We start from the raw sequence: 25584 nt of genomic DNA on the forward strand, positions 1-25584 counted from the left end.
GGGGGTTCCTGACGTGGCGGTGACGTGCGGGGGCGCCGATCGCAGCGCCGGGCACGCGCGGCGCGGTCCCGGCACGGCGGTGTCGCGATGACGGTCCGGGACGAGGCCGCGCCCGGCCTGCCCGACGGCGGGTACCGGCCCTCCGCGCGGCGGCTCGCCCGGGAGCGGTACCGGCGGGCCGCGACCCGCCGGGCCTTCGCGGTGGCCGCGGTCAGCTCGCTGGTCACCGCGGCCGTCCTGGTCACGCTGGTGGTCCAGTCGCCCGGCTGGCAGCGCACCAGGGAGACCTTCTTCGACGCCCACCACGTCCGCGCCGCGCTGCCCCAGGTGCTCGACGGGCTGTGGCTCAACCTGCGGCTGCTGGCGGTGTGCGGGGCCGTGGTGCTCGTCGCGGGACTGCTGATCGCGGTGCTGCGCACCCTGCGCGGCCCGGTCTACTTCCCGCTGCGCGCGCTCGCCACCGCGTATGTGGACTTCTTCCGCGGGATGCCGCTCATCATCTGCATCCTGGTCTGCGTCTTCGGGATCCCGGCGCTGCGGCTGAGCGGTGTCACCAACGACCCGGTGCTGCTCGGCGGGTTCGCGCTGTGCCTGACGTACAGCGCCTACGTGGCCGAGGTGTTCCGGGCGGGCATCGAGTCGGTCCACCCCAGCCAGCGCGCCGCCGCCCGCTCGCTCGGCCTGAGCAGCGCCCAGACCATGCGGTACGTGGTGCTGCCGCAGGCCGTGCGCAGGGTGGTGCCGCCGCTGCTCAACGACCTGGTCTCGCTGCAGAAGGACACCGGGCTGGTGTCGATCGGCGGCGCGGTCGACGCCGTCTACGCCGCGCAGATCATGGCCAGCCGGGACTTCAACTACACCCCCTACGTCGTCGCCGGGCTGGTCTTCGTGGCCGTCACCATCCCCATGACGCGGTTCACCGACTGGGTCGCGGCCCGGATGAACGGGCGCCAGGCACAGGGAGGGAACGCATGACCGCCGACGCGTCGGCCAAGGAGGCCGCGGGTCCGCTGCTGTCGGACGAGCCGGTGCTGCGGCTGGAGGCGGTGCGCAAGACGTACGGCCGGGCGGTCGTGCTGCGCGACGTGGCGCTGGAGGTGCCCGCGCACTCCGTGACCGCGCTGATCGGCGCCTCGGGGTCGGGCAAGTCCACGCTGCTGCGCTGCGCGAACCTGCTGGAGGAGGTGGACGACGGGGCGATCTTCCTGGACGGGCAGGAGATCACCGACCCGCGCACCGACCAGGACGCGGTGCGCCGCCGGATCGGTGTCGTCTTCCAGGCCTACAACCTCTTCCCGCACATGACGGTGCTCGACAACATCACGCTGGCGCCGCGCCGGGTGCACGGGGTGCCCCGCGACCGCGCCCGGGCCGAGGCGCTCGACCTGCTGGACCGGCTGGGGCTGGCCGACCGCGCGGGCGAGTACCCCGACCGGCTCAGCGGCGGCCAGCAGCAGCGGGTGGCCATCGCGAGGGCCGTCGCGACCAGACCCCGGCTGCTGCTGCTCGACGAGATCACCGCGGCCCTCGACCCCGAACTGGTGGGCGAGGTCCTCGCGGTCATCAGGGACCTGAAGGAGGAGGGCATGACGATGGTGATCGCCACCCACGAGATGGCTTTCGCCCGCGACGTCGCCGACCAGGTGTGCTTCCTGGACGCCGGGGTCGTGTGCGAACGCGGCACCCCGGAGCGGGTGTTCGGCGCACCGGCCGAGCAGCGCACCCGGGACTTCCTGCGCCGGCTGACCGAGGCGGGACGCCTGTGAGCGAGCAGCGGTCCGCCGCCGGGGAGGGCTTCCACCCGCATCTGCCCGACGCGGCGCCGTCCCCCGCCGCCGAGCAGCGCGCCCGCCTGCACCACGTCCGGGCCGACGCGCTGGACGGCGACACCGCGCAGACGGGCGGGATGCGCCGGTTCGCCGCGATCAGCGGCCGGACGGTGGGCTCGGAGAAGCTGTGGATGGGCCAGACCCGGGTGTCGCCCGCCACCTCCTCCTCCGACCACCACCACGGCGCGTCCGAGACGGCCATCTACGTCGTCAGCGGGCACCCCGAGTTCGTCTTCCTCGACTCCTCCGGCGGCGCGCCCGAAGAGGTACGCCTGCGCACCTCCCCCGGCGACTACGTCTTCGTGCCGCCGTTCGTCCCGCACCGCGAGGAGAACCCCGACCCGGAGACGGAGGCCGTGGTCGTCATCGCCCGCAGCACCCAGGAGGCCGTGGTGGTCAACCTCCCCGGTCTGTACGCGCTGCCCCCCGGCGAGCCGCCGCGTGAAGCCCCCTAGCCGACCGCGTCCGGGCCCTGGTGGCGCCGCGACGGGGGCAGCAGCAGGACCTCCAGGGCGCGGGCGCAGGCGGCGGCGCGGGCGACGAACCAGCCGAGCCGCTCGTCGGTGATGACGTCGGGCGTGGCCCGGACGGCGACGGCCGCGTGCGCGTGGCCGGAGGCGTCCAGCACCGGGACGGCGGCGGTGCGCACCCCGTAGGCGGACTCGCCGTCGTTCAGGGCGTGTCCGGCGGCCCTCACGCGTTCCAGCTCGGCGCGCAGCTCGGCCGGGGTGGTGATCGTACGGTCGGTGTGCGCGTGCAGGGGCAGCAGCGTGTCGAGGTCCGGGTCGCCCGGACGGGCCCAGGCCAGCAGCACCTTGCCGAGTGCCGTGGAGTGCAGCGGGCGGCGCAGGCCGAGTCCGGCGGCGGCGTGCACCGAGCCCCCGGCGAGGATCACCGCGTGGGCGCCGCTGCGGATGGCCAGGTCGGCGGTGGTGCCGGTGGTCCGTGCCAGCGCGTCCAGTTCGGGCCCGGCCCGGTGCATGCCGCGCTGGTGCAGCGAGAGGCGGCCCAGTTCCGCGACGGAGGGGCCGAGCCGGTAGCGGGCGCTGTCCTCGTCCTGCTCCAGGAAGCCTGCCGCGACCAGGGTGCGGGCCAGCCGGTGGGCGGTGGACACCGACAGTTCCATGCGGCGGGCGAGCTGGGACGCGCTCAGCTCCCCCGCGTTGTCGCGGAAACAGTGCAGCAGGCGCAGCGCGCGGGTGACCGCCTGCGCTCCCGGCGGCGCGCCGGCGACGTGGGTGCGCGCATCCGTCGTCATGCCCCAAGCATGGTCAGGCTGCCACGATCTGGCAAATGTTGCGGGAGCATTGCGCCGTGTTCCGCCGTGTGAACACTGCCCGGCAAAGCGCATGCCACATGGTGGGAAAGATTGCTTCGGGCCGAGGACGTGTGCCAGCCTCCGTTGCAGACCGCACGCCACACACCGCACCGGAAGGGAGAGCACCCGTGACGACGACGCCGGGCCTGCTCAGCCCGTTCCGCCCGCTGCTGGCCGCGCGGCTGTACCTGGACCTCGGCAGGTCCCGCGGCACCGCCTGTCGCTGACGGCCCGTCGCACAGCCGCCCGTACGACCTTCTCGCGTGGTGGTGAACCGCGCCCCGCCGCGCCGGTTCCGCCGCGCCCGCCCTCTCCCGTCCTGCCGCCTCCCCCGTCCCGCCGCTTGGAGCACCCATGTCCGTTCCGGACGAGATCTGGTTCACCCGCTGCCCCGTCCCGACCGCCACCGGCATCGCCGCCGACCGCGGCACCCTGGCCGCGGAGTTCGCCCCCGACGGCATCTCGGTGCGCTCGCTCGCCGACGCCGCGCCCGACGCCGGGTCCGGCGGCGGCCTCCCGCTCAGCCACTTCACGCACGAGCTGCCCGCGCTCTTCCGCGAGGGCGGCAACGTCCCCGCGCTATGGGCCCGTTCGCGCGGCGAGGCCACCCGGCTGATCGCGCTGACCTGGATCGAGGAGCGGCAGTCGATCCTGGTCCGGCAGGGCGGCGGCCCGCGCTCGCCCGAGCAGTTGCGCGGCGCCCGGCTGGCCGTGCCGCGGCACGACATCGCCATCGACTTCTGGCGGGCCATGGCGCTGCACGGCCACGCCGGGGCGCTGGGCCTGGCCGGACTCACCCTGGACGACGCCGAGATCGTCGAGGTCCCCGGTGTCCGGCAGGGCCAGTGGGAGGGTGAGCTGGCGGCGCTGCGGGACGGGCGGGTCGACGCCATCTACGTCAAGGGCGCGGTCGCCGTCGAGGCCGCCCGCCGGTACGGGGCCGAGGTCGCGATCGACCTGGACGCCGCGCCGGACCGCCGGTCGCGGGTCAACAACGGCACCCCGCGCCCGATCACCGTCCACCAGCGGCTGCTGGACGAGCACCCCGACCTGGTGGCGCGCTTCCTCGCCGTGCTGCTCGACGCGGCTTCCTGGGCCGCGGACCACCCCGCCGAGGTGACCCGCATCCTGGGCGCCGAGACCGGGGCGGGCCCCGAGGGCGTGGCCGGTGCCTACCGCGCCGGCACCGCGGGCAGCCTGCGCCTCGACCTGAGCCAGGAGCGGCTCGCGCTGCTCGCCGAGCAGGAGCGCTTCCTGCACGGCCACGGCTTCCTGGCCGCCCCGGTGGACGTCGCCGCCTGGGCGGACCACGAGCCGCTGCGGCGGGCCCGCGAGCTGCTCGCCGCCCGCGCCTCCGCCCCCTCCCCCGCCCCCTGAACCCGCGCCGCATCCGGCCGGCCACCTCCTGGAGAACCACGTGAACGTCCGTCAGCTCACCCTCGCCACCACGTCCCTGCTCGCCGCCCTGAGCCTGGCCGCCTGCTCCTCCTCGTCCGGCGGCTCGGCCCGCACGGACGCCGCCGGTCCGGGCGGCGGCCCCACCGTCACCGTCCGCATCCCCGACGGCGGCAACTCCGGGGTGCTCGCGCTGGCCCGCAAGGACGGCTCGCTCGACAAGGCACTGGCCAAGGTGCACGCCAAGGTGGCGTGGACCGGGACGGCCGGGGCGTTCGCCCCCGCCGCGCAGGAACTCGACGCCGACGCGCTGGACGTCGCCGAGGGCTCGATCACCTCGGCGATCGCCGCCCTCGCCCAGTCGCCCGGCTTCAAGCTCTTCGCCGCCGTGGACCCCGACCAGCTCGGCGAGGGCATCCTGGTGAAGAAGGACTCCGGCATCAACAGCATCAGCGACCTGGCCGGGAAGAAGGTCGCGGTGTGGCACGGCGGCACCAGCGAGTACCTGCTGCTCAAGGCGCTGGAGCAGAACCACGTGCCGGTGGACCGGGTCACCCGCGTCTACCTCCAGCCCAACCAGATCGGCCCGGTCTTCAACTCCGGGCAGGTGGACGCCTGGTCCACCTGGGCCACGTACTCGATCCCCGCGGTCGCCAACTCCGGCGCCCGCTTCCTGACCACCGGCGGCCAGGTCGGCTCGGAGAACTACGCCGTCTGGGCCGTCCGCAACGGCTTCGCCAAGGACCACCCCGAGGTCGTCAAGGCCCTCTACGACTACCTGCACCAGGCCGGGATCGAGCAGCAGAAGAACCCGGAGGCGTACCTCAACGTCAAGACGACCTCCGGTCCGGAGGCCGTGAGCCCCGCCCAGAAGGCCGTGGAGCTGCCGATCGACAAGGCCCTCGGCACCGCGCAGCCCATCGGCGCCACCCAGCTCGCGCACTTCGCGACCGTCGCGCGGTTCTTCGCCGACCAGAAGATCACCAAGGGCACGCTCGACGTCACGCCCTACGTCATCGACATCACCGCTCCCGCGGCGGCCGCGAAATGAGCACCCCGCCCGGAGCGCTCGCCCCGGCCCTCGGCACCTCCGCCGACCCGCAGGCCCCGGACCTGGTCGCCCCGAACCCCCGTCTTGCGCGCCCGCGCCCGCGCGCGCTCAGCGTGGGCCTGCGCCTGCTCGGCCCGCTGGCCCTGCTGCTGGCCTGGTACGTGACGTCCGCGACCGGGACGCTCAGCTCGTCGCTGCTCGCCTCGCCCGGCCAGGTGGCCTCCGCCTTCCGGGAGCTGTGGAGCAGCGGCCAGCTGGGCGACGCCCTGAAGGTGTCCCTCACCCGGGCCGGACTGGGCCTGGCATTCGGCGCGTCGGCCGGGCTGGTGCTCGGTGTGGTCACCGGCTTCTCCCGGCTCGGCGAGGAACTCCTCGACTCCTCCCTCCAGTTGCTGCGCACCATCCCCTTCCTGTCGCTGGTGCCGCTGTTCATGGTGTGGTTCGGCATCGGCGAGACCGCCCGGGTGGTGCTGATCGCGGTGGCGACCAGCTTCCCGATGTACGTCTCGGCGGCGGGCGGGGTGCGCAGCACCGACCGCAAGCTTGTCGAGGCGATGCGCAGCTTCGGCATGGGCCGGCTGGCGCTGGTCCGGGAGGTCGTGCTCCCCGGGGCGCTGCCCGCGCTCCTGTCGGGCCTGCGGCTGTCGATGACGCTCAGCGTCATCGCGCTGATCGCCGCCGAGGAGATCAACTCGACGGCGGGCATCGGCTACCTGATGTCCACCGCCCAGGAGTACTCGCGCACCGACATCCTCACCGTCTGCATCCTGGTCTACGCCCTCATCGGGCTGCTCGCCGACGGTGTCGCCCGCGTGCTGGAAAGGCTGCTGATGCCGTGGCGCACACAGGAAGCCGCCCGATGAGCGAGATCACGGCCGTGCGGGACACCCCGCAGCCCCCCGCCGGGGAGCAGCCGCCGGGCGGCCGCGCCGCCGCCGTCCGCATCCGGGGGCTGCGCCGCACCTTCGGCGCCCGCCACGTGCTGGACGGGCTCGACCTCGACATCGCGCAGGGCGAGTTCCTGGCGCTGCTCGGCGCGAGCGGCACGGGCAAGACCACGCTGCTGCGCATCCTCGGGGCGCTGGACCGGCACGACGCCGGCACCGTGCTCGTCCCGCGGTCGCGCACCGTGGTCTTCCAGGAGCCGCGCCTCGTCCCGTCCAAGAAGGTGCTCGGCAACGTCACCGTCGCACTGCCGCGCGGCCCGCACACCCGGGAGACCGGGCGCCGCGCCCTCGCCGAGGTGGGCCTCGAACGGCACGCCGACGCCTGGCCCGGCACGCTGTCCGGCGGCGAGGCGCAGCGCGTGGCCCTGGCCCGCGCGCTCATCCGGGAGCCGGAACTGCTGCTGCTCGACGAGCCGTTCGCCGCGCTCGACGCCCTGACCCGGCTGCGGATGCACGACCTGGTCGGCGAGCTGTGCCGCCGCCACCGGCCCGCGGTGCTGCTCGTCACCCACGACGTCGACGAGGCGATCAGGCTCGCCGACCGGGTGGCCGTGCTGCGGGACGGGCGGCTCGCGGTGGACGAGCGCATCGGCATCGACCACCCGCGCGACAGCGCCGACCCGGGCTTCGCCGCGCTGCGCACCCGGCTGCTCACCGAACTCGGCGTCCACCGGACCCCGGACCCCACCGCGACCGGCCCCGCCACGAAGCCCGCCACGATTCCCGCCGCGCGGGCCACCGAACGGGCCACGCCGGCGGCCCCGCACACCACCGCACCGCACGCCACCGCACCGCACACCACCGCACCGGCCACCACCGAGGAGCCCTCCGCATGACCGTCAACATCGGCGTCCACCCGGCCAATCCGTCGCTCTACCACCTCTCCCGGCTCGGCCTGCTCGAAGAGCTGCTCGCCGCGCACGGCGAGACCGCCGCCTGGCACCGGATCGGCGGGCTGGACACCGCCGCGGCCCTCGCCGACGACACCATCGACTTCGGCGGCACCGGCTCCACGCCACCGCTGTCCGCGCAGGCCGCCGGGCACGACCTGGTGTACGCGGCCGTCTCGGCGCCGCGGCCCGGCCACGGCGCCCTGCTGGTCCGCGCGGACGGCGACATCACCTCGCTCGCCGACCTCAAGGGCCGCACCGTCCACCTGGCGATCGGCTCCTGGCAGACCCACTTCGTCGCCAAGGCGCTCGCCGGGCAGGGCCTGTCCTACGGCGCCGACATCACCGCCGAGCGCTCCACCGCCGGGTCGTACCGGGCGCTGCTGGACGGCCGGACCGACGCCTGGGTCGGACAGGGCGCGGAGCTGACCGCGGCGCGCCGCGAGGGCCGGGTCCGCACGCTGGCCGAGGCGGGCGAGCTGATCGCCGACCGCTCGGTCTTCTTCACCCGCCGCGACGTCGCCGACAGCCGCCCCGAGCTGGCCGGGCTGATCGTCCGGGCGCTCGCGGCGGCCGACGCCTGGGCCGCGGGGCACCTGGACGAGGCCGCCGCGATCGCGGCGGCGGACCAGGGAGGTACGGCGGCCGACTGGCGCGAGGCCCTCGCGGCGCTGCCGTGGCGGCTCGAACCCGTCTCCGACGCCTTCGTCGCCGAGCAGCAGGAGGCGGCGGACATCCTCGCCGCGGCCGGCTTCCTGCCCCGGCCGGTCACGGTCGCCGACGCCCGCCACCCGGGGCTCGACGCCGTCGCCGCGCAGGCCCTCCAGACCGCCGACTCCCCGGAGAAGTGACCGTGCCCAGCCCCGAGATCCTCTGGTACATCATCCCGCGCGAGGGCGCCTACCCCTGGGAACCCGAAGGCCGCCGGGCCGTCGACCTCGCCTACCTCCAGCAGCTGGGCGTGGCCGTCGACCGCCTCGGCTACGACGGGGCGCTGTTCGCCACCGACCTGTACGACGTGTGGCCGCTGGCGTCCGCGGTCGCCGCCGTGACCAGGCCGAGCTTCAAGCCGCTGCTCGCCGTGCACCCCGGCCTGATCTCCCCGACCGTGCTGGCCAAGACCGCGCTCACCTTCAGCCACCTGTTCGGCCCCGACCGGCTGCGCTTCAACGTCGTCAACGGCTCCACCGAGGCGCTGCGCCAGGCCGGGCTGCACCTGGAGCACGACGAGCGCTACCAGCTCAGCGGCGAGTACTGGGACATCGTCAAGCGGCTCACCGCGGGCGAGGTCTTCGACCACAAGGGCCGCTTCTACGAGCTGACGCAGGCCGGCGCGGGACTGCGCGAGCTGGCCCCGATCCAGGGCGGCGCGCACACCCCGCTGTGGTTCGGCGGATCCTCCCCGGCCGGCATCGAGATGGCCGCCGAGCACGTCGACGTCTACCTCACCTGGGGCGAACCGCCGCACCTGCTGGAGGACAAGCTCAGGCAGGTCCGCGAACGCGCCGCCCACCACGGCCGGGAGCTGCGCCTGGGCCTGCGGCTGCACCTCATCGTCCGGGACACCGAGGACGAGGCGTGGGCGGCGGCGGACCGGCTGCTGGACGTCACCAGCCAGGCCACCTACGCGCGGATGCTGGGCGACCCGGAGAGCAAGGACGGCGAGGGCTGGGCACGGCAGTTCCGCCAGCACGGCGGCCGGGTGCCCGCGCACGCCCGGGAACTGGAGAAGCACCCCAACCTGTGGCCCGGTATGAGCCTGTTCCGCCCCGGTCCGGGCACCGCCGTGGTCGGCAGCACCGCGCAGGTGGTGGCCCGGCTGCGGGAGTTCCAGGACCTCGGGGTGGACACCTTCATCCTGTCCGGCAACCCGCTGCTGGAGGAGTCCTACCGGATCGCCGAGACCGTGCTGCCCGCGCTGCGCGGCGCCGTACGGTGAGCGGTCTGCTCGCGGACGCGCGGCTGCTCGGCCTGGAGCGTCTGCGCCGCACCCTGCACGAGCGCCCGGAGACCGGTCTGCACCTGCCGCGCACCCAGCGGGCGGTGCTGGACGCGCTCGACGGCCTCGGGCTGGAGCTGCGCACGGGCACGGCGCTCACCTCCGTGGTGGGCGTCGTGTCGGGTACGCGCCCGGGCCCGACCGTGCTGCTGCGCGCCGACCTGGACGCGCTGGAGTTCGCCGACGGCCCCCGGCACACCTGCGGCCACGACCAGCACGCCGCGATGCTCGTCGGCGCCGCGCACCTGCTGGCCGCGCGGCGCGACCGGTTCGCCGGCGATGTGCTGCTGATGTTCCAGCCCGGCGAGGAGGGCCACGACGGGGCGCGGCTGATGCTGGCCGAAGGGCTGCTGGAGACCACCGGCAGCCGCCCCGTCGCGGCGTACGCCCTGCACTGCGCCGCCGACGCGCCGGCCGGGCAGTTCGCCAACACCGCGGGGCCCGCGCTCGCCGCGAACGGCACCCTCGCCGTCACCCTGCACGGGACCGGCGGCCACGGCGCCTGGCCGCACCGCACCCGCGACCCGGTCCCGGCGCTCGCCGAACTCGTCACCCTGCTCGGCGCGCTGCCCGCCCGCAGGTTCGACCCGTTCGACCCGGTGGTGCTCACCGTCGGCGCCGTGCACGCCGGGACCCGGCCCGCGATCGTCCCGGACCGGGCCCGTCTGGAGGCGACGCTGCGGGCGCTGTCGGACGGCACCCTGGCCCGGCTCGCGGAGGCCGCGCAGCACGCCGCGCGCTCGGTCGCCGCCGCCCACGGGCTGGAGGCCCGTATCGAGTACACGCCCGGCTATCCCGCGACCGTGAACGACCCCGCGGAGGCCGACCGCGTCCGGGCGGCGGTCACGGAGCTGTTCGGTTCCGGGCGGTTCGTCCGCGGCGACCGCCCCGCCCTCGTCTCCGACGACATCGGGCGGGTGCTGGCCGAGGTCCCCGGGGTGATGACGAGCCTCGGTGCATGCCCGCCCGGCCGCGACCCGCACACCGCCCCCGGCAACCACGCGCCCGGCGCGGTGTTCGACGACGCGGTGCTGCCGGACGGCGCCGCCCTGCTCGCCGCGCTGGCGCTGCGCCGGCTCGGCGCGCAGGACCCGGCCTGACGGCGCGCGGGTGGGGCCCGGGTACGCGTCGCGCGTACCCGGGCCCCCGCGGTGAGCCGCGCCGCCGGGTCAGCTCACTGGCTCAGCAGCTTCGTCGCCAGCGTGGCGGCGTTGTACGAGCCCCAGCCGGTGGTGAAGTCCCAGCCGGAGGCGGCGGAGTAGGCGCCGTTGCTGCCGCTGGTGACGTCGTGGAAGCCGGTGCCGCTCGCCTTGTACAGGGCGGGGTTGGCGAAGCCCAGCCGGGCCTTGCCGGCTGCCGCGGCCTGCTGGTTGTAGAGCGCTGCGAACGCCGCCCACTCGGGGGCCGCCGCGCTGGTGCCGCCGACCTGGCCCCAGCTGCCCTCGGAGTAGATGGACACCCCGGGCGAGGGGTTGGCCAGCGCCGCGACGTCCGGGACCTGCCGCTTGCCGCCGCCCTGGCTCTTCTGGACGGGCGTCTGCCAGCTCGGGATGGTGAACACGCCGGACTTGCCGCCACCACCGCCGGACCACGCGGTCTCCCGGCTCCAGGCGTTGGCGGAGGTGACGGTCAAGGTGGTGCCGCCGACGCCGGTGACGTACGGGTCGCTCGCCGGGTAGTCGACGGAGGTGCCGCCGTTGCCAGCGTCGTCGGAGCCGCTGTCGCCGGAGGCGGCGAAGAAGCTCAGGCCCTCGGCGGCGCCCTGGGCGAAGACGGCGTCGACGGCGCTGATGTTGGAGCTGGTCCGCTCCGTCTCGGCCAGGCCCCAGCTGATGGACGTCACGGGGATGCCGCTGTCCACGATCGCCTGGTAGGTGTCGACCTCACCGGCGTCGGAGTTCGGGCCCTCGAAGACGGTGACCTTCGCCGCCGGGGCGATGGCGTTGAGCACCTCGATGTCCAGCTCGACCTCGATCTGGCCGCCGCCGAGCGGGCCGGAGCCGCCGCTCACCTTCTGCACGGTGGGGGCCGACGAGCCGAGGCCGTAGTGGCTGTCGTAGGTGGTGATGTTCGACTGCTGGAAGCCGTCGAACTCCAGCAGGGCGATCTGCTGGCCGCTGCCGGTGTAGGTGCCCGAGACGTTGTAGCCGCCCTTGATCTGGGCGGGGGTGTAGCCGCCGCCGGGGCCGTTGCGCGGGGCGACGGCGGAGGGCGCCTGGTGGTGGAGCTGGTTGCGGCTGTTGAGGCCGGAGACGTCGCTGACGAGGGCGCCGAGCGAGCCGGGCAGCGAGGGCGCGGCGTCGTTGGCGTAGAAGGACCGGCCCGAGGCGCTGTCCTTCCAGGTCGACAGCGTGGTGCCGAAGGCCTTCTGCAGCTGGGCGGCGGTGCCGCGGGCGTCGATCAGCAGGTTGCCGGAGTGCACGGCGCCGACCGTGAGGCCCTGTGCGCGCAGGTAGTCGGTGACCTTCTTGACGTCGGCGTCGCTGCGGCCGAAGCGCGCGGCGAACTGGGCCTTCGTCAGGTAGTGGCCGTAGGAGGCCGACGCGGGGTCGCTGACCTGGGCGACGAAGGCGTCCAGCGCCTTGCTGTCACGGGGCGTCAGGCTGACGGCCACGGATATCCGGTCGCCCGCGGCGACCGCGCCGGTGCGTACGGCGTGGCTGCTCAGACCGGGGAGCACGTCGCCGGACAGCGCGACGCGGGCGGTGTCCGGCTGGGCGGCGAAGGCGGCGGGTACGGCTGCCAGCAGCAGGGCCGGGGTGGCGGCGGCCGCCAGCAGTTTCAGGCGTAAGGTCACGGAGGTCCTCCATGGGGGTCTGGTCCGTGTGCGGGTCCAGATCGTTCGGCTCCGGGTTGATGGGGCCGGATCCACGCTAGGCAGCGGTGCGTTGCGGCATAAGCGTGGGAACCCTTGCGCCTGCCGTTAAGGATGTGTTTCCCGGGATGTCTGCGGCATGGAGGCCAGGACGTGTGCCAGCGCCGTCCGGGAACGCACCCCGAATCTGCGGTAGAGCCGCGACAGCGTGCCCTCGACCGTCTTGACGCTGATGAAGAGCTGGGCGGCGACCTCGCGGTTGGTCGCCCCGCCGCGGACCAGCTCGCTGATCCTGGCCTCGGCCGGGGTGAGCGCGGTGACCGCGAGGCCTCCCGCGCTCCCGTCCACCCGGGCGAGTTCGGCGGCGGCGCGCTCGGCCAGCGGCAGCGCCCCGGCGTCCGCGGCCAGTTGCCGGGCCTGCGCGAGGACGGTGCGCGCGGCCGTACGGTGCCGCGCCCGGCGCTCGACCGTACCGAGCGCGGTCAGGGTGCGCACCAGGTCCACCGGAAGATCCAGCGGCAGCAGGCGCTCGGCGGAGGACCGCAGGAGCTGGGCGCCCTCGCCGGGCCGGCCCTCCGCCGCCGAACGGAGCCCCTCGGCCCGGTCGAACGCGGCCACCACGCTGCCCGGCATCCGCCCGGCGCGCCCGCGGGCCGCCCGCAGCACACCCGCCGCGGCCGCGGTCTCGCCGAGCCGCACCAGCGCCTCGGCGAGGTCGGCGTACCAGCCGAGCAGGCAGGGGTCGGCGGCGCCCATCGAGGCGCCGAGGTCCACCGCCTCCCGCAGCGCCTCCGCCCCCTCGGCGACCTGCGCGCGCTCGCCCGCGAGCAGGCCGATCTGCCCGAGCACGGCCAGCGAGCGCAGCAGGAAGAGCTGGTCGCCGTCCTCGCGCGCGGCGGCCACCGCGCGGGCGGCGAGCGGGCGTGCCTCGGCCGCGGCGCCGCCGAAGGCCGTCGCGAGAGCCGACGCGTAGAGGGCGGGCGCCGACGCCATGCCCGCCTCCGCGGCGATCGCGGCGCAGCGGGCCGCGGTGCCGAGCGCCTCCCGGCAGGCCCCGGCGCGCACATGGGCGCGGGTGAGCGCGACCAGCGAGGCCACGGTCGCCTCCACACCGTCCGACTCCCCCGCCGCCAGGAGCAGGTCGCCCAGGTCGCGGCGGGCCTCGCCGACCCGGTCGGACTCCAGGGCCAGCACCGCCCGCATCCGCTTGAGGTCGCGGCCGCGCGGGCCGTCGTCGGCGAGCCGCATCGCCCGCGCGAGCGCGGCCTCGGCCCCCGCCGCCTCACCGGCGAGCGAGCGCACCCGGGCGAGCGTGGAGAGCGCGGCGATCCGCAGACCGCTGTTGCCCGCGCGGGCGGCGCACCGCTCGGCGTGCCCGGCGTGCCGGGCCGCCTCGTCCAGCGAGCCGGTCAGCAGGCCGCGCACCGCGGCCCAGTGGTAGAGCGGCGCCTCCAGCTCCGGCGCGCCGGCGGCGTCGCGCAGGCCCTCCTCGATGAGTTCGGCGTGGTCCCGCAGCGCCTGGCCCGCGCCGCGCAGCAGCACCAGCCGGGCGCGTACCCGGCCCCGGGCGGAGTCGGCGTGCGCGAGCACCGTGCGCGCGGCGCGCTCGCACTCCTCCCACCGCCCGGCGTCGCAGGCGAAGTCGGCGGCGTCCAGCAGGCGCTGGTCGTAGTCGGCGGGCCGGTCGGCCGGTGTCCTGCGCAGTGCCAGCTCGGCGAGTTCGACGGCCGCGTCCGGGTCGCCGCCGCGGCGCGCGGCGTGCGCGGCGGCCATCACGGCCGCCGCGACGGCGGCGTCCTCGCCGGGGTGGGCCAACGCCAGGTGGCGTGCGGCCGCGGCGGGTTCGGTGACGGCCTCGGCCAGCCGGGCGTGCGCGGCCCGCCGCTCCCTCCCGTCCGCCGCGCCGTGCAGGGCCGCGCGCACCAGCGGGTGCCGGAAGCGCACGCGCTGCGCGGTGTCCGCGGCGGCCAGGCCCGCGCGTTCCGCCTCGGCGAGCGCGGCCTCCGGGTCGGTCACACCCGCGGCCCGCAGCAGCGGCAGCGTCGGCCGCGCGGCCAGGCACGCCACGAGCAGGGCCCGGCGGGCGGACGCGGACAGACCGGCGGCGCCCTCCAGCACCCGGGCGCGCAGCGCGGCGGGCACCGGGAGGAAGCCCCCGTCCTCGGCGGGCACCCCGTCACGGGGCGCGTGCCGGGCCAGTTCCAGGGCGTAGCAGGGGTTTCCGGCCGCCGTACGGAGCACGGCCCGCAGCACCCGCGGCGGCAGCCCGGCCCCGGCGGAGCGCAGCAGCCCGGCCACCGCGTCGTCGGGCAGCGGCGGTACGGCCAGTTCCGCGGTGTCCGGCGGCAGCCAGCCGGTCCGCTCGGGCCGCTCCCCCTCCGCGGTCCGCCGGGCGACGGCGATCCGGACGTCGGCGTCGTCGGTCCGCCGGGCCGCGAACGCGAGGGCGTCGGCGCTGGGTTCGTCGAGCCACTGGACGCCGTCGAGGAGCAGCAGCACGGGCGACCCGGCGGCCAGCCGCCGCAGCACCTCCAGGACGCCGACGCGCACCATGAGCCGGTCCGGCCGACCCGCCCCGCCGCGTCCCAGCGCGGTCAGCAGGCCGGTCCGCGGTCCCGAGGGCAGCTCACCGATCAGCGCGTCCGGCACCCGGGCGAACAGGTCGACCAGGCCGAGGAAGGGCAGCTCCGCGTCCTCCGCGGCGGGCGCGCACCGCAGGACGGTCACGCCCTCGTACCGCAGCGCGCCCGCCACGGCCGCGAGCAGCGTGGACTTGCCGATGCCCGCGGGCCCGTACACGAACAGAGCGCCGCGCTCCCGCAGCCGGCCGGCCGCCTCCCGGACCAGCGCCTCCCGCCCCGCCGCGCCGTCCGGCGCGGGGCCTGCGCCCCCGCTGCGGGGGGCGAACGGGCCGGACGGGACTTCGGGGGCGGCGGGGTCCGGCACGTCGTTGCCTCTCCTTCTGGTCGCGCGCCGTCCGTACGGGGCGGCCGGCACCCTCGACCATTCCATGTGCTCATGACAACTACCGGAATACCGTGTGTCAATGCCGCGGGACGCTCCGCGACCCGGCCCGTACGCGCCCGAAGGCCCCCGGCGCACCAGGGGCCTTCGGACGGCAGGTCGGCCGGACGGCAGGACCGCCGGGGCGGGTGTCAGGCGGTGGGGGCGGCGCGGGCGGCGGCCCCCGCCCCGCCGAGGGCGACGGCACCGGCGGCGCCACCGAGGACGAGCATCCGGCGGCGCGTCAGGAGCCGGGAGACGACGGCGTTGTCAGGCTCTTCGGAAGAGGTTCTCGACATGTGCCGGGACACTAGGGACGGTGCCTGTGAGCCGATGGTGAATGACCCGGCCTCATCGCGCCAACCTCTGACCGGTTCAGGGCCGGCCGCCCCGGCGCGGATCGTGCCCGGCGGCGGAGCCTGCCGTGAACCACCCTTCGGCGCCGGCGCCGTCGCCACCGGACCGGTCCGGGCCCGCCCCTGGTTGGATGCCGCCATGAGCGAAGACATCCACTCGGAGTCCGGTCTGACGAAGAGCGTCTGGAGCGACGCCGACTTCGACACGATGGGATGGCACGACGCCACCGTCCACGGACTCTGCGTCCAGCCCTCCGTCACGGACGGCCCGCTGCCGCGCCTGCTCCTGGACATCGACTACATCGTCCGCTGGGTGCACCCGGTCGCACCGCGGACGCACTTCACCTTCTGGATCGCCCCGTCCACGCTCGTGTTCGACGACGTGTGGGACGTCGAAGGCGACCTCGACCTCAAGGGCATGGCCCTGAGCCTCGACATCGACCACATCCGGCGCTCCGCCCCGCAGGACGGCCCCGGCGGCCCCCGATGGCACATCGAGGGCCACTCCTTCGACCTCACGTTCCGGTCCACGGGATTCCACCAGTACATACGGCGGACGCCGCGCCACGCCCAGCGGCTCGCCCTCTCCCCGAGCGAGCGCGGCGGCGTCTCCTTCGTGGAAACCCCCTTCGCCTGACCCGCCACCCCCGCCCCGCGCGCACGCGCGCCCTGGGCCTACGGCCGCTGGTGCCCGCACGGAACGACCGCGCCGTCCCGGTCGACCACCCCGGAGGAGTTCGCCGAGTTCACCCAGACCGTGACGCCCTCGGCATGGACGACGACGCCGAACGGGGACTCCTCGGGCTCCAGCTCCGTCACAACGGTGAACTGCTCACCGGGGCGCATCCAGTGGTCGGTCCCCCAGGGCTCCACCCGCAGGCAGAGCATGCTCCCGGTCTCGTTGCTCACACTGGTCCGCGACATCCCGCAACCCTAGGGCCCGCCCCGGAACCGCCGGTTACGCGGCGGCCCGAACGCTGCCGGTCCGGATGTCCCGGCGAGACTGGCGGGGTCCGGGCTAGAGCCATCCGACGGCCTTGGACCTCCACATGCCGGCACAGGACGCGGACTAAGCGCCAGACTTCACGGGTGACCGGGTTCGAACAGTTCGGGGGTGGAAATTCGGGGCGGGCGTGGTCCGTCGGGGTTCGGTGCAGGTCTTGCGGTGGGCTGGCCGCTGGTACGCCTCATCCAGCAGAAGCGGTCTCGATGGGCTGCGTTGCTGGAGCGGTGGCCCAACCCCACCGGGGACGTCGATGACCACCCGGTGTGGGACGACGGCTTGGTCGGCAACGAGTCGGGTCCACTGGTCTACTTCGGTGTGCGGTGGAACATGGCCGAGGAGGTTTCGGCGTTTGCGACACAGGTCGCGGCGTCCCTCGGGCTGGTCTGCTTCGACGTGTCGCACGGGAAGCTGCTGTCGTAGCAGGCACCTGTTTCGGACATGCGGCAGAAGCAGATGACGCAGCATGCGAGTTCCAGGAGGGCCTGGTGAAGGTCGTTCGCTGACGGATCATCGCGGAAATCGAGGCAGGAGGTCCCCGCGCCGCGCACCGAACCGCGCGCACCGGCTGCGCCCGGCAGGCCGGACCGACCGGGGAACAGCTCCCGGCCACCGCCGACGCCGGTTCCGCATCGTCGAAGGTTTCGACCGACCGGCGCGGCGGCGCACCGGCGTTCGGCGGTCACACCCGGCCCGGCGCGGCTCAGGCGATGAGGGTCCGCTTCGGGCGGACCACGCAGAATTCGTTGCCCTCCGGGTCGGCGAGGACCGTCCAGGACTCGTCGCCGTTCTGGCCGACGTCCGCCCGGCGGGCGCCGAGGGCGAGGATGCGGGCGATCTCGGACTCCCGGTCGTGCGGGGAGGAGGTCAGGTCGAGGTGGAGGCGGTTCTTCACGCTCTTGCGGTCGGTCACCGGCATGAAGCAGATGCCCACGGGGGACGTCTCGTCCGGGCCGATGACGACCTCGCGCTCCCGCTCGGAGAGGATCCGCCAGTCCAGGACCTCGGCCCAGAAGCGGGCCAGGGCGGGGAGGTCGTGTGCGTCGATGACGATGTGGTGCAGCGAGAGCGGCATGGCGGCCAGTGTGCCCCGCGCGGGGCCCGCGCGGGAGTGGGGCGGGGTCAGGCCGGGCGGGCGGCGCTCCAGGGGAGGGTGGCGGCGGGCGGGACCGGGCGGGCGGGGAGGGAGAAGACCTCGGTGCAGTGGGTGAGGTCCAGGACGCGGGCGACCGCGGTGGACAGCGCGGTCAGGGTCAGCTCGGCTCCTGTGGCCCTCGCCAGGGCGCGGGCGCGCAGCAGCGCGTTCAGCCCGGCGCAGTCGAAGAAGCCGACGCCGGCGAGGTCGATGTCGATGCCCTTCGGGGTGACCGCCAGGCAGTCGACGGCCGCCTGGTGGAGGATGTCGGCGGAGTCGAGGTCGATCTCCCCGCGGACCGTCAGCAGTGTGCGGCCGTGCAGTTCGGTCATCCGGATCGTGAGGCCGGACCGGAGATGCCTGATCACGCGTTGCGGCTGCGCCGTACGCCCCTGGGCGGTCTCGCCGTGGCGCACGCCCTCGCGCCGGAACCGTCCTTCACCTGCCATCGGCCATGACCTCCACTGGTCTTCCCGCCGCTCTTCCCGTGCCCCCGCCGCCCGTGCGGGCGACACCAGACTGTGCCGCGGCGGCATCCCTGTCAAGTAATGCGCGAAATGTGATTCGTGTTTTTGCTGACCTGAATCTGTTGTCGTACGATGACCGGCATGGATGACGCCGCCCGCTCCCGCACCGGATGGACCTTCCTCACCAACCACGCGCGCGTCCTGGCCACGATCGCCCGCGACCCGGAGGTGCGCGTCCGGGACATCGCCGCGCAGTGCATGCTGACCGAGCGGGCCGTGCAGAAGATCATCGCCGACCTGGAGTCGGACGGGTATCTCAGCCACACGCGCGTCGGGCGCACGAACACCTACGAGATCCCGGCCGGTACGTCGCTGCGCCACCCCGCCGACGCGGGTCCCACCGTCGCCGCGCTGCTCTCGCTCTTCTCGCTGGACACGGCGGCCCAGCCGCAGGCGGAAGCCACACCCGCGCCCTGACCCCGGGCGGGCCCCACGCGCGCTGCGGCCGGGTGCGCCCTTCCCCCGCCCCCGGCCCGCCGATAGCGTCTTCCGGCAACGCCGGGGACCGGCGGGACGGCCCGGACGACGGGACGTGACCGGGACGGGGACGGGGACGGGGGCGTGCGCATGGATCCGCTGACGGCGGTGACCGCGGGGCGGGCCGCCGCGGGACGGCGGTTCGCGTTCTACCTCGCCATGCAGCTGACGTCCGTCCTGGTGCCGGGTCTGGTCGCCGTCACCTGCTCGGGCCTGCTCCTCCTCCGCGCCCGGCATCCGGACCACCTCGGCCGCTCCGTCGAGAGCGCCGCCAGGACACTGCACGGGCCCGCCGTCATCCTGGTCGACGTGACCTGGCTGGCCGCGGCGTACGTGCTCGGCTACGTCGGCCGGGAGCTGGCCTTCCGTCTGCTCTCCGCCGCCGAACTGGCCCTTCCCCGGCGGCGGGCGAGCACCGGGGCGCTGCGCGCGGAGCTGGAGGCCGTCTACGGGGCGGCGGCGCTGCGCCGCTGCCTGGACGCCCATCCCCTGCTGGGCCACCTGCTGAACACGGCGGGCCGCGCCGTCACGCCCGCCGAGAGCATGCGGCGGCCCGGCGGGGCGCTGCGCGCGGGCAACGCCTACGAGGCCTTCAACTACGCCAAGTCCTGGCTGCGCACGCACAGCCCCCAGCTCGCGCCGGACGCGAACGAGGCCGAGATCAACGTGCTGCTCTCCACCCTGCTGCCGCTCGCGCTCGGTACGTGGACGGTCGTCGCCCTGGTGCCGCTGGGTCTCCCGCTCGCGACCGCGATCGTGCTGGCCGCCGCTGCCGCCGCGGCCCTCACCTTCGCGCAGGTGCTGCGCCTGCGCCGTATCGAGTGCTGGGAGGCGCTGCGCAATCTGCTGGAGGACCACGAGATGCGGCTCGCCGCCGCCCGGCTGCCCGCGGCCGCCGACCCGGCCCTCCCCGCGCAGGCGGCGCGGCCGGACCCGGAAGCCGCGGCGGGCACGGACGGCGGGGCGGCTCAGGGCGGCGGCGCCGCGTAGTGGCGCAGGTCGGGCAGGATGTCCTCGCGCACCGGCCCGGTCAGCGCCCACAGCGTCAGCCGCAGGTCCCGCACGGGCGCCAGGTGCGCGGCCACCGCGCGGTGGTTGCCGTCGAGCAGGACATGGCGGCCGGCGCCCGCCCGGTACACCGGGACGGTGAGGTCGAGGGGGCCGGTTCCGGCCGCGAAGGAGCGCCGCAGGGCGTCCACGGCGCGGCGGCGGTCGCCGGGCCAGCCGGGAAGGGCCCGCTCGGATTCGGCGACGCGCAGCGGACGGCTGCCGGGCGCGTCCCACCGGCTCCCGGCCCCGGCGCCGTCCGTGTACCAGACGGTGAACAGCTCGGCCAGCCGCCGCCGCCCTGCGTCCCCCTCCAGCGTCTCGACCCCGACCCCGGCTCCCGCGCCGGCCAGCAGCGCCCAGTCGAGCCGCGCCCGGATGTCCGCCCGGAAGCGCCCGGCGAAGTCACCGAGCTCCATCGGTGCTCCCCTGCCCCCGACCGCACTGCTCCCGGCCGCCCCGCTCCCGCCCGCCCCGCACCCGCGCGGCGAACCGCAGCGCCACCTGGCGCCAGACCCGGGCGGCCTCCCGGTCGTCGCGCAAGGCCGCGCGGTGCAGCGCGTCGCGGTCCACCCCGTAGCGCTCCAGCCGGGCCGTGGACCACCGGGCGATGTTGCGCGCGGCGGCCTCGGGGTGGAACTGCACGCCCCATGCGCACTCCCCGACCCGGAACGCCTGGTGGGCGCATTTCTCGCTGCTCGCGAGCCAGTGCGCCCCGTCCGGCAGGCGCACGATCGCGTCGACGTGGTTCTCCACGGCCTTCGGCCGCTGTGGCAGCTCCCGGAACAGCGGGTCGTCCGCCGCTTCCTGGCGCAGTGTCAGCTGCGTGCTGCCGAACTCCGGCTCCCCGTGCTCCCCCGCGACCGCTCCGCCCGCGACCTGGGCGAGCATCTGGCCGCCCAGGCAGATGCCGAACACCGGGACGTCCCGCTCCAGCGCCTGCCGCATCAACGCCCTGGCGCCCGCGAGCCACGGGGCCCGCGTGTCGTCGCCGGGAAGGTAGCCGCCGCCCAGCACGACCAGCGCCTGGTGCTCCAGCCGCTCCGGCAGCGCCTCCCCCGCGTCCGCCCGTACCACGTCCATGCCGACACCGCCTTCGGCGAGCCAGCCGGACCACCGTCCGGGCCCGCCGTGCGGACCGTTCTGCACCACCAGCGCCGTCGCCTCGCCCGCCATGACAGGACCGCCCCCTTCCGCCCGGCTCGGCCCGGACCCGCCCGCCGCCACATGATCCGGGGCGGTGGGCAGCGTAGCCGCCGCCCGCGGCGGCGGACCAGAGCGGCGGACCGGGGCGGCGGGCCCCGGCGGTGGACCGCGCCAGGCCTCGGACCGCTCACGTAGCATGGGACAAACGGACATTTCACCCCCGAGCGGGGTGGTGTCCGGTGCTCGCAGCGTGCCGGACGAAGGCGGTGAGCCCATGGGCACGTCGTCCACCGCGCGCCGGGCCGGGCCCGGCGCGATGGCGATCGGGGCGCGGCTGCTGCCGTTCGCGGTCCTGGTCGTCCTAGGGGTACTGCTCGTGGTCGCGGCACCGGGGGACCACTACGGGCTGCTGCTGTCCGTCGTGCCGTTCCTGGCGGCGGCCGTGCACGGGGCGTACGTCACCGCGCTGCTCGGTGTCGCGGTGCTCGCCGTCTACGGCTCGCTGAGCCTGACGCGGGAGGACGACGGCACCGATGTGACGCTCATCAAGATCGCCTTCCTGGCGGTGGCCTCGGCGACGGCGGTGCTGTTCAGCCAGGCCAGGGCGCGGGAGCGGACGCTGAACAAGGCGCAGGACGTCGCTCTGGGGTTGCAGCGCGGCCTCATGCCCGCGTCACTGGCCGGGAACCACGCGGTGGAGGTGTGCCACCGCTACGTGCCCACCGACAGCGAGGCGGGCGTCGGGGGCGACTGGTGCGACGTGATCCGGCTGTCCGGGGCGCGCGTCGGGCTGGTCGTCGGCGACGTCGTCGGGCACGGGGTGCACGCGGCGGCCACCATGGGGCGCTTGCGCACGGCGGTGCGCACCCTGGCCGATCTCGACCTGCCACCGGACGAGCTGCTGTCGCGGATGGACGACCTGGCCGCCCAGCTGGCCGACGAGGACGAGACCCGTGACCTCGGCGCGACGCTGCTGTACGCGGTGTACGACCCGGTCGCGGGCACGTGCACGCTGGCCGGAGCGGGCCACCTGCCGCCCGCGGTGCTCGGGCCCGGCGGGGAGCTGGACTTCCCGCAGCTGCCGGAGCACCCGCCGCTCGGCGTGGGCGGCACCCCGTTCGCCACCACGAACCTGGACGTCGCCGACGGCACCGTGCTCGCGCTGTTCACCGACGGCCTGCTCGACCTGCGCCACCGCGCGCCGGAGGCCGCGTTCGCCGACATCGCCGCGGCGCTGCGCCCGGCGGGCCGCCCGCTGGCGGAGATCTGCGACAGCGTCTACCGGGTCGCGCCCGCGGACGGGGACGACGACGTCACGGTGCTGCTGGCCCGCGCCCACGCCGTGGACACCGGCCATGTCGCGGCGTGGGAATTCCCCGTGGACGCCCGCTCCCCCGCCGAGGCGCGCGCCGCGGCGAGCCGCCGACTGGCCGCGTGGGGTCTGGAGGAGGCATCCTTCGCCACCGGACTGATGGTCACCGAACTCGTGACGAACGCCGTGCGGTACGCCTCCGGTCCCGTCGTGCTGCGGCTGGTCATGACCGACGCGCTGATCTGCGAGGTCTCCGACACCAGCAGCACCGCGCCGCACATGCGGCTGCCCCGCCTCCTGGACGAGGGGGGCCGCGGCCTCTACATCGTCGGCAGCCTGGCCCACCGGTGGGGCACCCGCTACACCGACACCGGAAAGACCATCTGGGTGGAGCAGTCCCTCCCGTCCCCGCCGCGCGGCGGCGCGGCGGCCTGACCGGGGTCGGCGCGGGCCGCGAGAGGCCCCGGGCGCGGCCGTACCGACATCGGCGGCCTGTTTCGCTCTCTTTGCACATAAGTCCTCCCCGACCGGTGCCAGGTTTGCCGCAAAGGCCGCGCACTTGGCGCAGTCTTGACCGAACCACCGTCTTGACTTAGGCCTAGAGTCAGCCAAATATGTGTGCTGCGCCATAGAAGATCCCTCTGTCCGCCGCGCCGCTCGCCCCCACGCCGAGCGCCACCGGCGATCTCCGGACCGGGCCCGGCGACGAACGCGCGGCCCCGGTCCGGCCCTGCACCACGAGCGGAAGGCACCCCCCACACTTCCGGAGGCATATGTGCCGGCCACACCCACACTCCGACGCAGGACGCAACTGCTGATCGCGTTCCTGCTCGCGCTGGCGATCGCGGTGCCGTTCCTCGGCACGACGGCGACGCGCGCCGCGGCGGCCTCGTCGGGGCCCTGCGACATCTACGCGTCCGGCGGCACGCCGTGCGCGGCGGCGTACAGCACCACCCGGGCGATGTTCGCCTCGTACAACGGCCCGCTGTACCAGATCCAGCGGGCCTCGGACGGCGGCACGCTGAACATCGGCCTCGCCTCGGCGGGCGGTCCGGTGAACGCGGCACCGCAGGTGTCCTTCTGCTCCGGCACCGCGTGCACCATCACCCAGCTCTACGACCAGACGTCCAACGCCAACAACCTGCCCGTCTCACCCGGCAGTTCCTGCGCCGGCTGCTCGGGCAGCCTGTCGGGCCCCGGCCCGAACGGCTCGGACATCGGCGCGGACGCGATGGCGCTGCCGGTCACGATCGGCGGCAGGGCCGCGTACGGCGTGCTGTTCGACAACATCGGCACCGGTTACCGCAACAACGCGGCCAGGAACGTGCCCACCGGCTCGCAGCCCGAGGGCCTGTACATGCTCACGTCGTCCAACCTCACCAGCAACAGCTGCTGCTTCGACTTCGGCTCGGCCGAGACCGACGACTCGGACGACGGCAACGCGACCATGAACGCGATCTACTACGGCTCCGCGTGCTGGACCGGCGGCTGCACCGGATCGGGCCCCTGGGTCGGCGGCGACCTGGAGAACGGCATGTACTTCAGCGCCGCCGGCCCCAACCCGTCGAACATCACCGGCGAGACGGGCTCGTTCGTGAGCGCCTGGGAGAAGAACAACGGCACCACGAACTTCACGCTGAAGTACGGCAGCGGCCAGTCCGGCGGGCTGACGCAGGCGTATTCCGGCGCCCTGCCGAACGGCTACAACCCGATGAAGGTGCAGCCCTCCATCGAGCTGGGCACCGGCGGCGACAACAGCCCCATGGGCACGGGCGAGTTCTTCGAGGGGGCCGTCACCAAGGGCTTCCCCAGTGACGCGACCGAGAACTCCGTGCAGGCCAACATCACCGCGGCCGGGTACGCGAACAACACCACCACGTTCCCGGCGCCCACCCAGTCCACGGTGAGCCTGCGGGCCCACGCCAACGGCAAGTACGTGGACGCCCGCGACAGCAGCACCTCGCTCATCGCCGACGCCGCCTCGATCGGCACGAACGAGACCTTCACCATGGTGGCCAACAACAACGGCACCGTGAACCTCAAGGCGCGGTCCGACGGCCAGTGGGTCACCGCGGAGAGCAACGGCAACTCGCCGCTGATCGCCAACCGCGGCGCGCCGGGGCCGTGGGAGACCTTCTCCCTCCTGCACAACCCCGACGGCAGCGTGAGCCTGCGTGCCTACAACAACCAGCACCTCGTCACGGCCGAGAACGCCGGGGCGGCGGCGCTGATCGCCAACCGCACGGCGGTCGGCCCCTGGGAGGAGTTCGACCTCGTCACCGACTGACCTCCGGGCGGTCGCGGTCGCCGTCCCCGCCCGGTCCGCCGGGCGGGGACGTCCGCCGGTCGTGCGGCCGGTGGGCGAAGACCCAGCGGTTGCCCTCCAGGGCGTCGTTCGGCTCGGGGAGCGGGCCGCGGCCGTGCCGACGGGTGAAGTCGAAGGGGGTGCTGACCTCGGTGGACCAGCCCCTGGCCGACAGGGCTCCGGCGGAGTCGGGGCGGGGCTGGCGGTCGAAGAGGGTGAGCAGGTCGATGCCGATCTGGCGGTGGGTCGCGACGTAGAGGGGGCTGTCGCGGTAGTCCAGCAGGTCGCGTTCGAGCTTGACCTCGTACGCGAGGGCGCTGCCGGGCGTGGTCAGCCGGTCGACGGTGTCGATCAGCCGGGTCTCGGCGGCGCGCGGCAGGTAGAACAGCAGGCCCTCGGCCAGCCAGACGCTCGGCGCGGCGGGGTCGAAGCCGGCCCCGGTCAGCGCCCCGGCCCAGTCGTCGCGCAGATCGACGGGTACGGGGACGCGTGCCGCCTTCGGCGCGGCCGACAGCTCGGCGAGCACCCGGTGCTTGAAGTCGAGCACCCCTTCCCGGTCGATCTCGAAGACGGTGCAGCCGTCCGGCAGGTCGAGCCGGAAGGCCCTGGTGTCGAGTCCGGCGCCGAGCAGCACCACCTGGCGGGCCCCGGCCTCGCGCGCCGACCGCCGTACGAAGTCGTCGAGGACCCGGGTGCGCAGGCCGAAGTAGCGGGCGAAGCGGCCCCACAGCGGATTCGCGTCCCCGTCCGGGACCTGCTCGATGCGCAGCGGCCACCGCGCGCACGCGGGTGCGGCCCGTACGAAGTGCTCCGCGTAGGGGTCCTGGGCGAGGCTGTCGGGCCGGTGGGTCTCCAGCGCGCGGGCCGCCGCGACCAGGAACGCGGTCAGGCCGACGCCCCCTTGCGCGTCCTCGTGCGCGCCGTCTCCCCCGGCCTCGCGCGTACCGGTGTTCTGCTCCGCCGTGCCGGCCATGTGTGCTCCCTCGGTGTGAGTGACGTCCCCGTCTGCCGTTGCGTGCCGCCGTCCGC

Annotated in this window: 26 protein-coding genes; 16 read left to right on the forward strand and 10 right to left on the reverse strand. The window is 75.0% G+C overall.

Translation table 11 applies throughout. The annotated features are described in order from the left end of the window. The first annotated feature begins 87 nt into the window (after window positions 1-87). From ACH4PY_RS18980 to ACH4PY_RS18990, 3 genes are read left to right on the forward strand one after another with little or no spacing between them, the layout of a single operon-like run. Entirely contained in the window at window positions 88-975 is an 888-nt protein-coding gene (locus ACH4PY_RS18980; protein WP_398183596.1) for an amino acid ABC transporter permease, read from the forward strand. Continuing rightward, a complete protein-coding gene (locus tag ACH4PY_RS18985; protein WP_398183598.1) occupies window positions 972-1766 on the forward strand; it encodes an amino acid ABC transporter ATP-binding protein in 795 nt (264 codons plus the stop codon). Before ACH4PY_RS18980 ends, ACH4PY_RS18985 begins: the two co-directional genes overlap by 4 nt. Next, complete coding sequence (locus ACH4PY_RS18990) at window positions 1763-2284, forward strand: cupin domain-containing protein (protein ID WP_398183601.1); 522 nt, start codon at window positions 1763-1765, stop codon at window positions 2282-2284. Before ACH4PY_RS18985 ends, ACH4PY_RS18990 begins: the two co-directional genes overlap by 4 nt. Here ACH4PY_RS18990 and ACH4PY_RS18995 read toward each other — a convergent pair. Beyond that, window positions 2281-3087 (reverse strand): IclR family transcriptional regulator, encoded by an 807-nt coding sequence (locus ACH4PY_RS18995; RefSeq protein WP_398183604.1) that lies wholly within the window; start codon window positions 3085-3087, stop codon window positions 2281-2283. The genes ACH4PY_RS18990 and ACH4PY_RS18995 overlap by 4 nt on opposite strands. Window positions 3088-3501: 414 nt before the next feature. Here ACH4PY_RS18995 and ACH4PY_RS19000 point away from each other — a divergent pair, with 414 nt between their 5' ends. Genes ACH4PY_RS19000 through ACH4PY_RS19030 form a run of 7 tightly spaced genes read left to right on the forward strand, consistent with a single transcriptional unit; the run spans window position 3502 to window position 10529 of the window. Beyond that, window positions 3502-4524, forward strand: a complete 1023-nt coding sequence (locus ACH4PY_RS19000; protein WP_398183607.1) for an ABC transporter substrate-binding protein — start codon at window positions 3502-3504, stop codon at window positions 4522-4524. A 40-nt stretch (window positions 4525-4564) separates the two neighbouring features. Then, window positions 4565-5593 (forward strand): NrtA/SsuA/CpmA family ABC transporter substrate-binding protein, encoded by a 1029-nt coding sequence (locus tag ACH4PY_RS19005; protein WP_398183609.1) that lies wholly within the window; start codon window positions 4565-4567, stop codon window positions 5591-5593. Further along, the gene (locus ACH4PY_RS19010; RefSeq protein WP_398183613.1) at window positions 5590-6456 is read left to right on the forward strand and encodes an ABC transporter permease; all 867 of its coding nucleotides are present in this window, start codon (window positions 5590-5592) and stop codon (window positions 6454-6456) included. The genes ACH4PY_RS19005 and ACH4PY_RS19010 overlap by 4 nt, the downstream gene beginning before the upstream one ends. Beyond that, window positions 6453-7376 carry an ATP-binding cassette domain-containing protein gene (locus ACH4PY_RS19015; RefSeq protein WP_398183616.1) on the forward strand — a complete coding sequence of 308 codons (924 nt, stop codon included), beginning with the start codon at window positions 6453-6455 and terminating at the stop codon, window positions 7374-7376. Before ACH4PY_RS19010 ends, ACH4PY_RS19015 begins: the two co-directional genes overlap by 4 nt. Then, complete coding sequence (locus ACH4PY_RS19020) at window positions 7373-8281, forward strand: ABC transporter substrate-binding protein (RefSeq protein ID WP_398183619.1); 909 nt, start codon at window positions 7373-7375, stop codon at window positions 8279-8281. Before ACH4PY_RS19015 ends, ACH4PY_RS19020 begins: the two co-directional genes overlap by 4 nt. Then, the gene (locus tag ACH4PY_RS19025) at window positions 8278-9369 is read left to right on the forward strand and encodes an LLM class flavin-dependent oxidoreductase (protein WP_398183623.1); all 1092 of its coding nucleotides are present in this window, start codon (window positions 8278-8280) and stop codon (window positions 9367-9369) included. The genes ACH4PY_RS19020 and ACH4PY_RS19025 overlap by 4 nt, the downstream gene beginning before the upstream one ends. Continuing rightward, entirely contained in the window at window positions 9366-10529 is a 1164-nt protein-coding gene (locus ACH4PY_RS19030) for a M20 family metallopeptidase (protein WP_398183626.1), read from the forward strand. The genes ACH4PY_RS19025 and ACH4PY_RS19030 overlap by 4 nt, the downstream gene beginning before the upstream one ends. A gap of 74 nt (window positions 10530-10603) precedes the next feature. On the opposite strand, the gene ACH4PY_RS19035 is transcribed toward ACH4PY_RS19030, so the two are convergent. The 3 genes from ACH4PY_RS19035 to ACH4PY_RS19045 all read right to left on the reverse strand — a co-directional run bounded on the left by ACH4PY_RS19035 (window position 10604) and on the right by ACH4PY_RS19045 (window position 15546). Beyond that, window positions 10604-12226, reverse strand: a complete 1623-nt coding sequence (locus tag ACH4PY_RS19035; RefSeq protein WP_398183629.1) for a protease pro-enzyme activation domain-containing protein — start codon at window positions 12224-12226, stop codon at window positions 10604-10606. Between the two features lie 126 nt (window positions 12227-12352). After that, the gene (locus tag ACH4PY_RS19040) at window positions 12353-15190 is read right to left on the reverse strand and encodes an AAA family ATPase (RefSeq protein ID WP_398183631.1); all 2838 of its coding nucleotides are present in this window, start codon (window positions 15188-15190) and stop codon (window positions 12353-12355) included. 209 nt (window positions 15191-15399) lie between these two features. Next, window positions 15400-15546 carry a hypothetical protein gene (locus tag ACH4PY_RS19045; RefSeq protein ID WP_398183634.1) on the reverse strand — a complete coding sequence of 49 codons (147 nt, stop codon included), beginning with the start codon at window positions 15544-15546 and terminating at the stop codon, window positions 15400-15402. Window positions 15547-15742: 196 nt separating this feature from the next. On the opposite strand from ACH4PY_RS19045, the gene ACH4PY_RS19050 reads away from it, so the two are divergent. Then, window positions 15743-16240, forward strand: a complete 498-nt coding sequence (locus tag ACH4PY_RS19050) for a hypothetical protein (protein ID WP_398183637.1) — start codon at window positions 15743-15745, stop codon at window positions 16238-16240. Between the two features lie 38 nt (window positions 16241-16278). Here the strand turns inward: ACH4PY_RS19050 and ACH4PY_RS19055 are convergent, their stop codons facing one another. Continuing rightward, a complete protein-coding gene (locus ACH4PY_RS19055; RefSeq protein ID WP_398183640.1) occupies window positions 16279-16527 on the reverse strand; it encodes a hypothetical protein in 249 nt (82 codons plus the stop codon). 295 nt (window positions 16528-16822) lie between these two features. Here ACH4PY_RS19055 and ACH4PY_RS19060 point away from each other — a divergent pair, with 295 nt between their 5' ends. Next, a complete protein-coding gene (locus ACH4PY_RS19060) occupies window positions 16823-17029 on the forward strand; it encodes a hypothetical protein (protein ID WP_398183643.1) in 207 nt (68 codons plus the stop codon). A 280-nt stretch (window positions 17030-17309) separates the two neighbouring features. Here the strand turns inward: ACH4PY_RS19060 and ACH4PY_RS19065 are convergent, their stop codons facing one another. Together ACH4PY_RS19065 and ACH4PY_RS19070 are read right to left on the reverse strand one after the other, a co-directional pair. After that, entirely contained in the window at window positions 17310-17681 is a 372-nt protein-coding gene (locus ACH4PY_RS19065; RefSeq protein WP_398183646.1) for a VOC family protein, read from the reverse strand. A 47-nt stretch (window positions 17682-17728) separates the two neighbouring features. After that, window positions 17729-18109 carry an STAS domain-containing protein gene (locus ACH4PY_RS19070; RefSeq protein WP_398183649.1) on the reverse strand — a complete coding sequence of 127 codons (381 nt, stop codon included), beginning with the start codon at window positions 18107-18109 and terminating at the stop codon, window positions 17729-17731. Window positions 18110-18349: 240 nt separating this feature from the next. On the opposite strand from ACH4PY_RS19070, the gene ACH4PY_RS19075 reads away from it, so the two are divergent. Next, window positions 18350-18685 carry a helix-turn-helix transcriptional regulator gene (locus ACH4PY_RS19075; protein WP_398183652.1) on the forward strand — a complete coding sequence of 112 codons (336 nt, stop codon included), beginning with the start codon at window positions 18350-18352 and terminating at the stop codon, window positions 18683-18685. A gap of 150 nt (window positions 18686-18835) precedes the next feature. Continuing rightward, the gene (locus ACH4PY_RS19080) at window positions 18836-19735 is read left to right on the forward strand and encodes a hypothetical protein (RefSeq protein ID WP_398183655.1); all 900 of its coding nucleotides are present in this window, start codon (window positions 18836-18838) and stop codon (window positions 19733-19735) included. On the opposite strand, the gene ACH4PY_RS19085 is transcribed toward ACH4PY_RS19080, so the two are convergent. Next, complete coding sequence (locus tag ACH4PY_RS19085; RefSeq protein ID WP_398183658.1) at window positions 19714-20211, reverse strand: hypothetical protein; 498 nt, start codon at window positions 20209-20211, stop codon at window positions 19714-19716. The two genes, ACH4PY_RS19080 and ACH4PY_RS19085, sit on opposite strands and share 22 nt — an antisense overlap. Further along, window positions 20198-20968, reverse strand: coding sequence for a type 1 glutamine amidotransferase (locus ACH4PY_RS19090; RefSeq protein ID WP_398183661.1), 771 nt, complete (start codon window positions 20966-20968; stop codon window positions 20198-20200). The genes ACH4PY_RS19085 and ACH4PY_RS19090 overlap by 14 nt, the downstream gene beginning before the upstream one ends. A 244-nt stretch (window positions 20969-21212) precedes the next feature. Between ACH4PY_RS19090 and ACH4PY_RS19095 the strand changes: the two genes are divergently transcribed. After that, the gene (locus tag ACH4PY_RS19095; RefSeq protein WP_398183664.1) at window positions 21213-22685 is read left to right on the forward strand and encodes a SpoIIE family protein phosphatase; all 1473 of its coding nucleotides are present in this window, start codon (window positions 21213-21215) and stop codon (window positions 22683-22685) included. Window positions 22686-23025: 340 nt separating this feature from the next. Continuing rightward, window positions 23026-24537 (forward strand): arabinofuranosidase catalytic domain-containing protein, encoded by a 1512-nt coding sequence (locus ACH4PY_RS19100; RefSeq protein WP_398183667.1) that lies wholly within the window; start codon window positions 23026-23028, stop codon window positions 24535-24537. Here ACH4PY_RS19100 and ACH4PY_RS19105 read toward each other — a convergent pair. Then, window positions 24527-25528 (reverse strand): class I SAM-dependent methyltransferase, encoded by a 1002-nt coding sequence (locus ACH4PY_RS19105; RefSeq protein ID WP_398183670.1) that lies wholly within the window; start codon window positions 25526-25528, stop codon window positions 24527-24529. The genes ACH4PY_RS19100 and ACH4PY_RS19105 overlap by 11 nt on opposite strands. Window positions 25529-25584: the final 56 nt, after the last annotated feature.

It is taken from the genome of Streptomyces sp. NPDC021224 (genome assembly GCF_044332905.1).
In the GTDB taxonomy this organism is placed as follows: domain Bacteria; phylum Actinomycetota; class Actinomycetes; order Streptomycetales; family Streptomycetaceae; genus Actinacidiphila.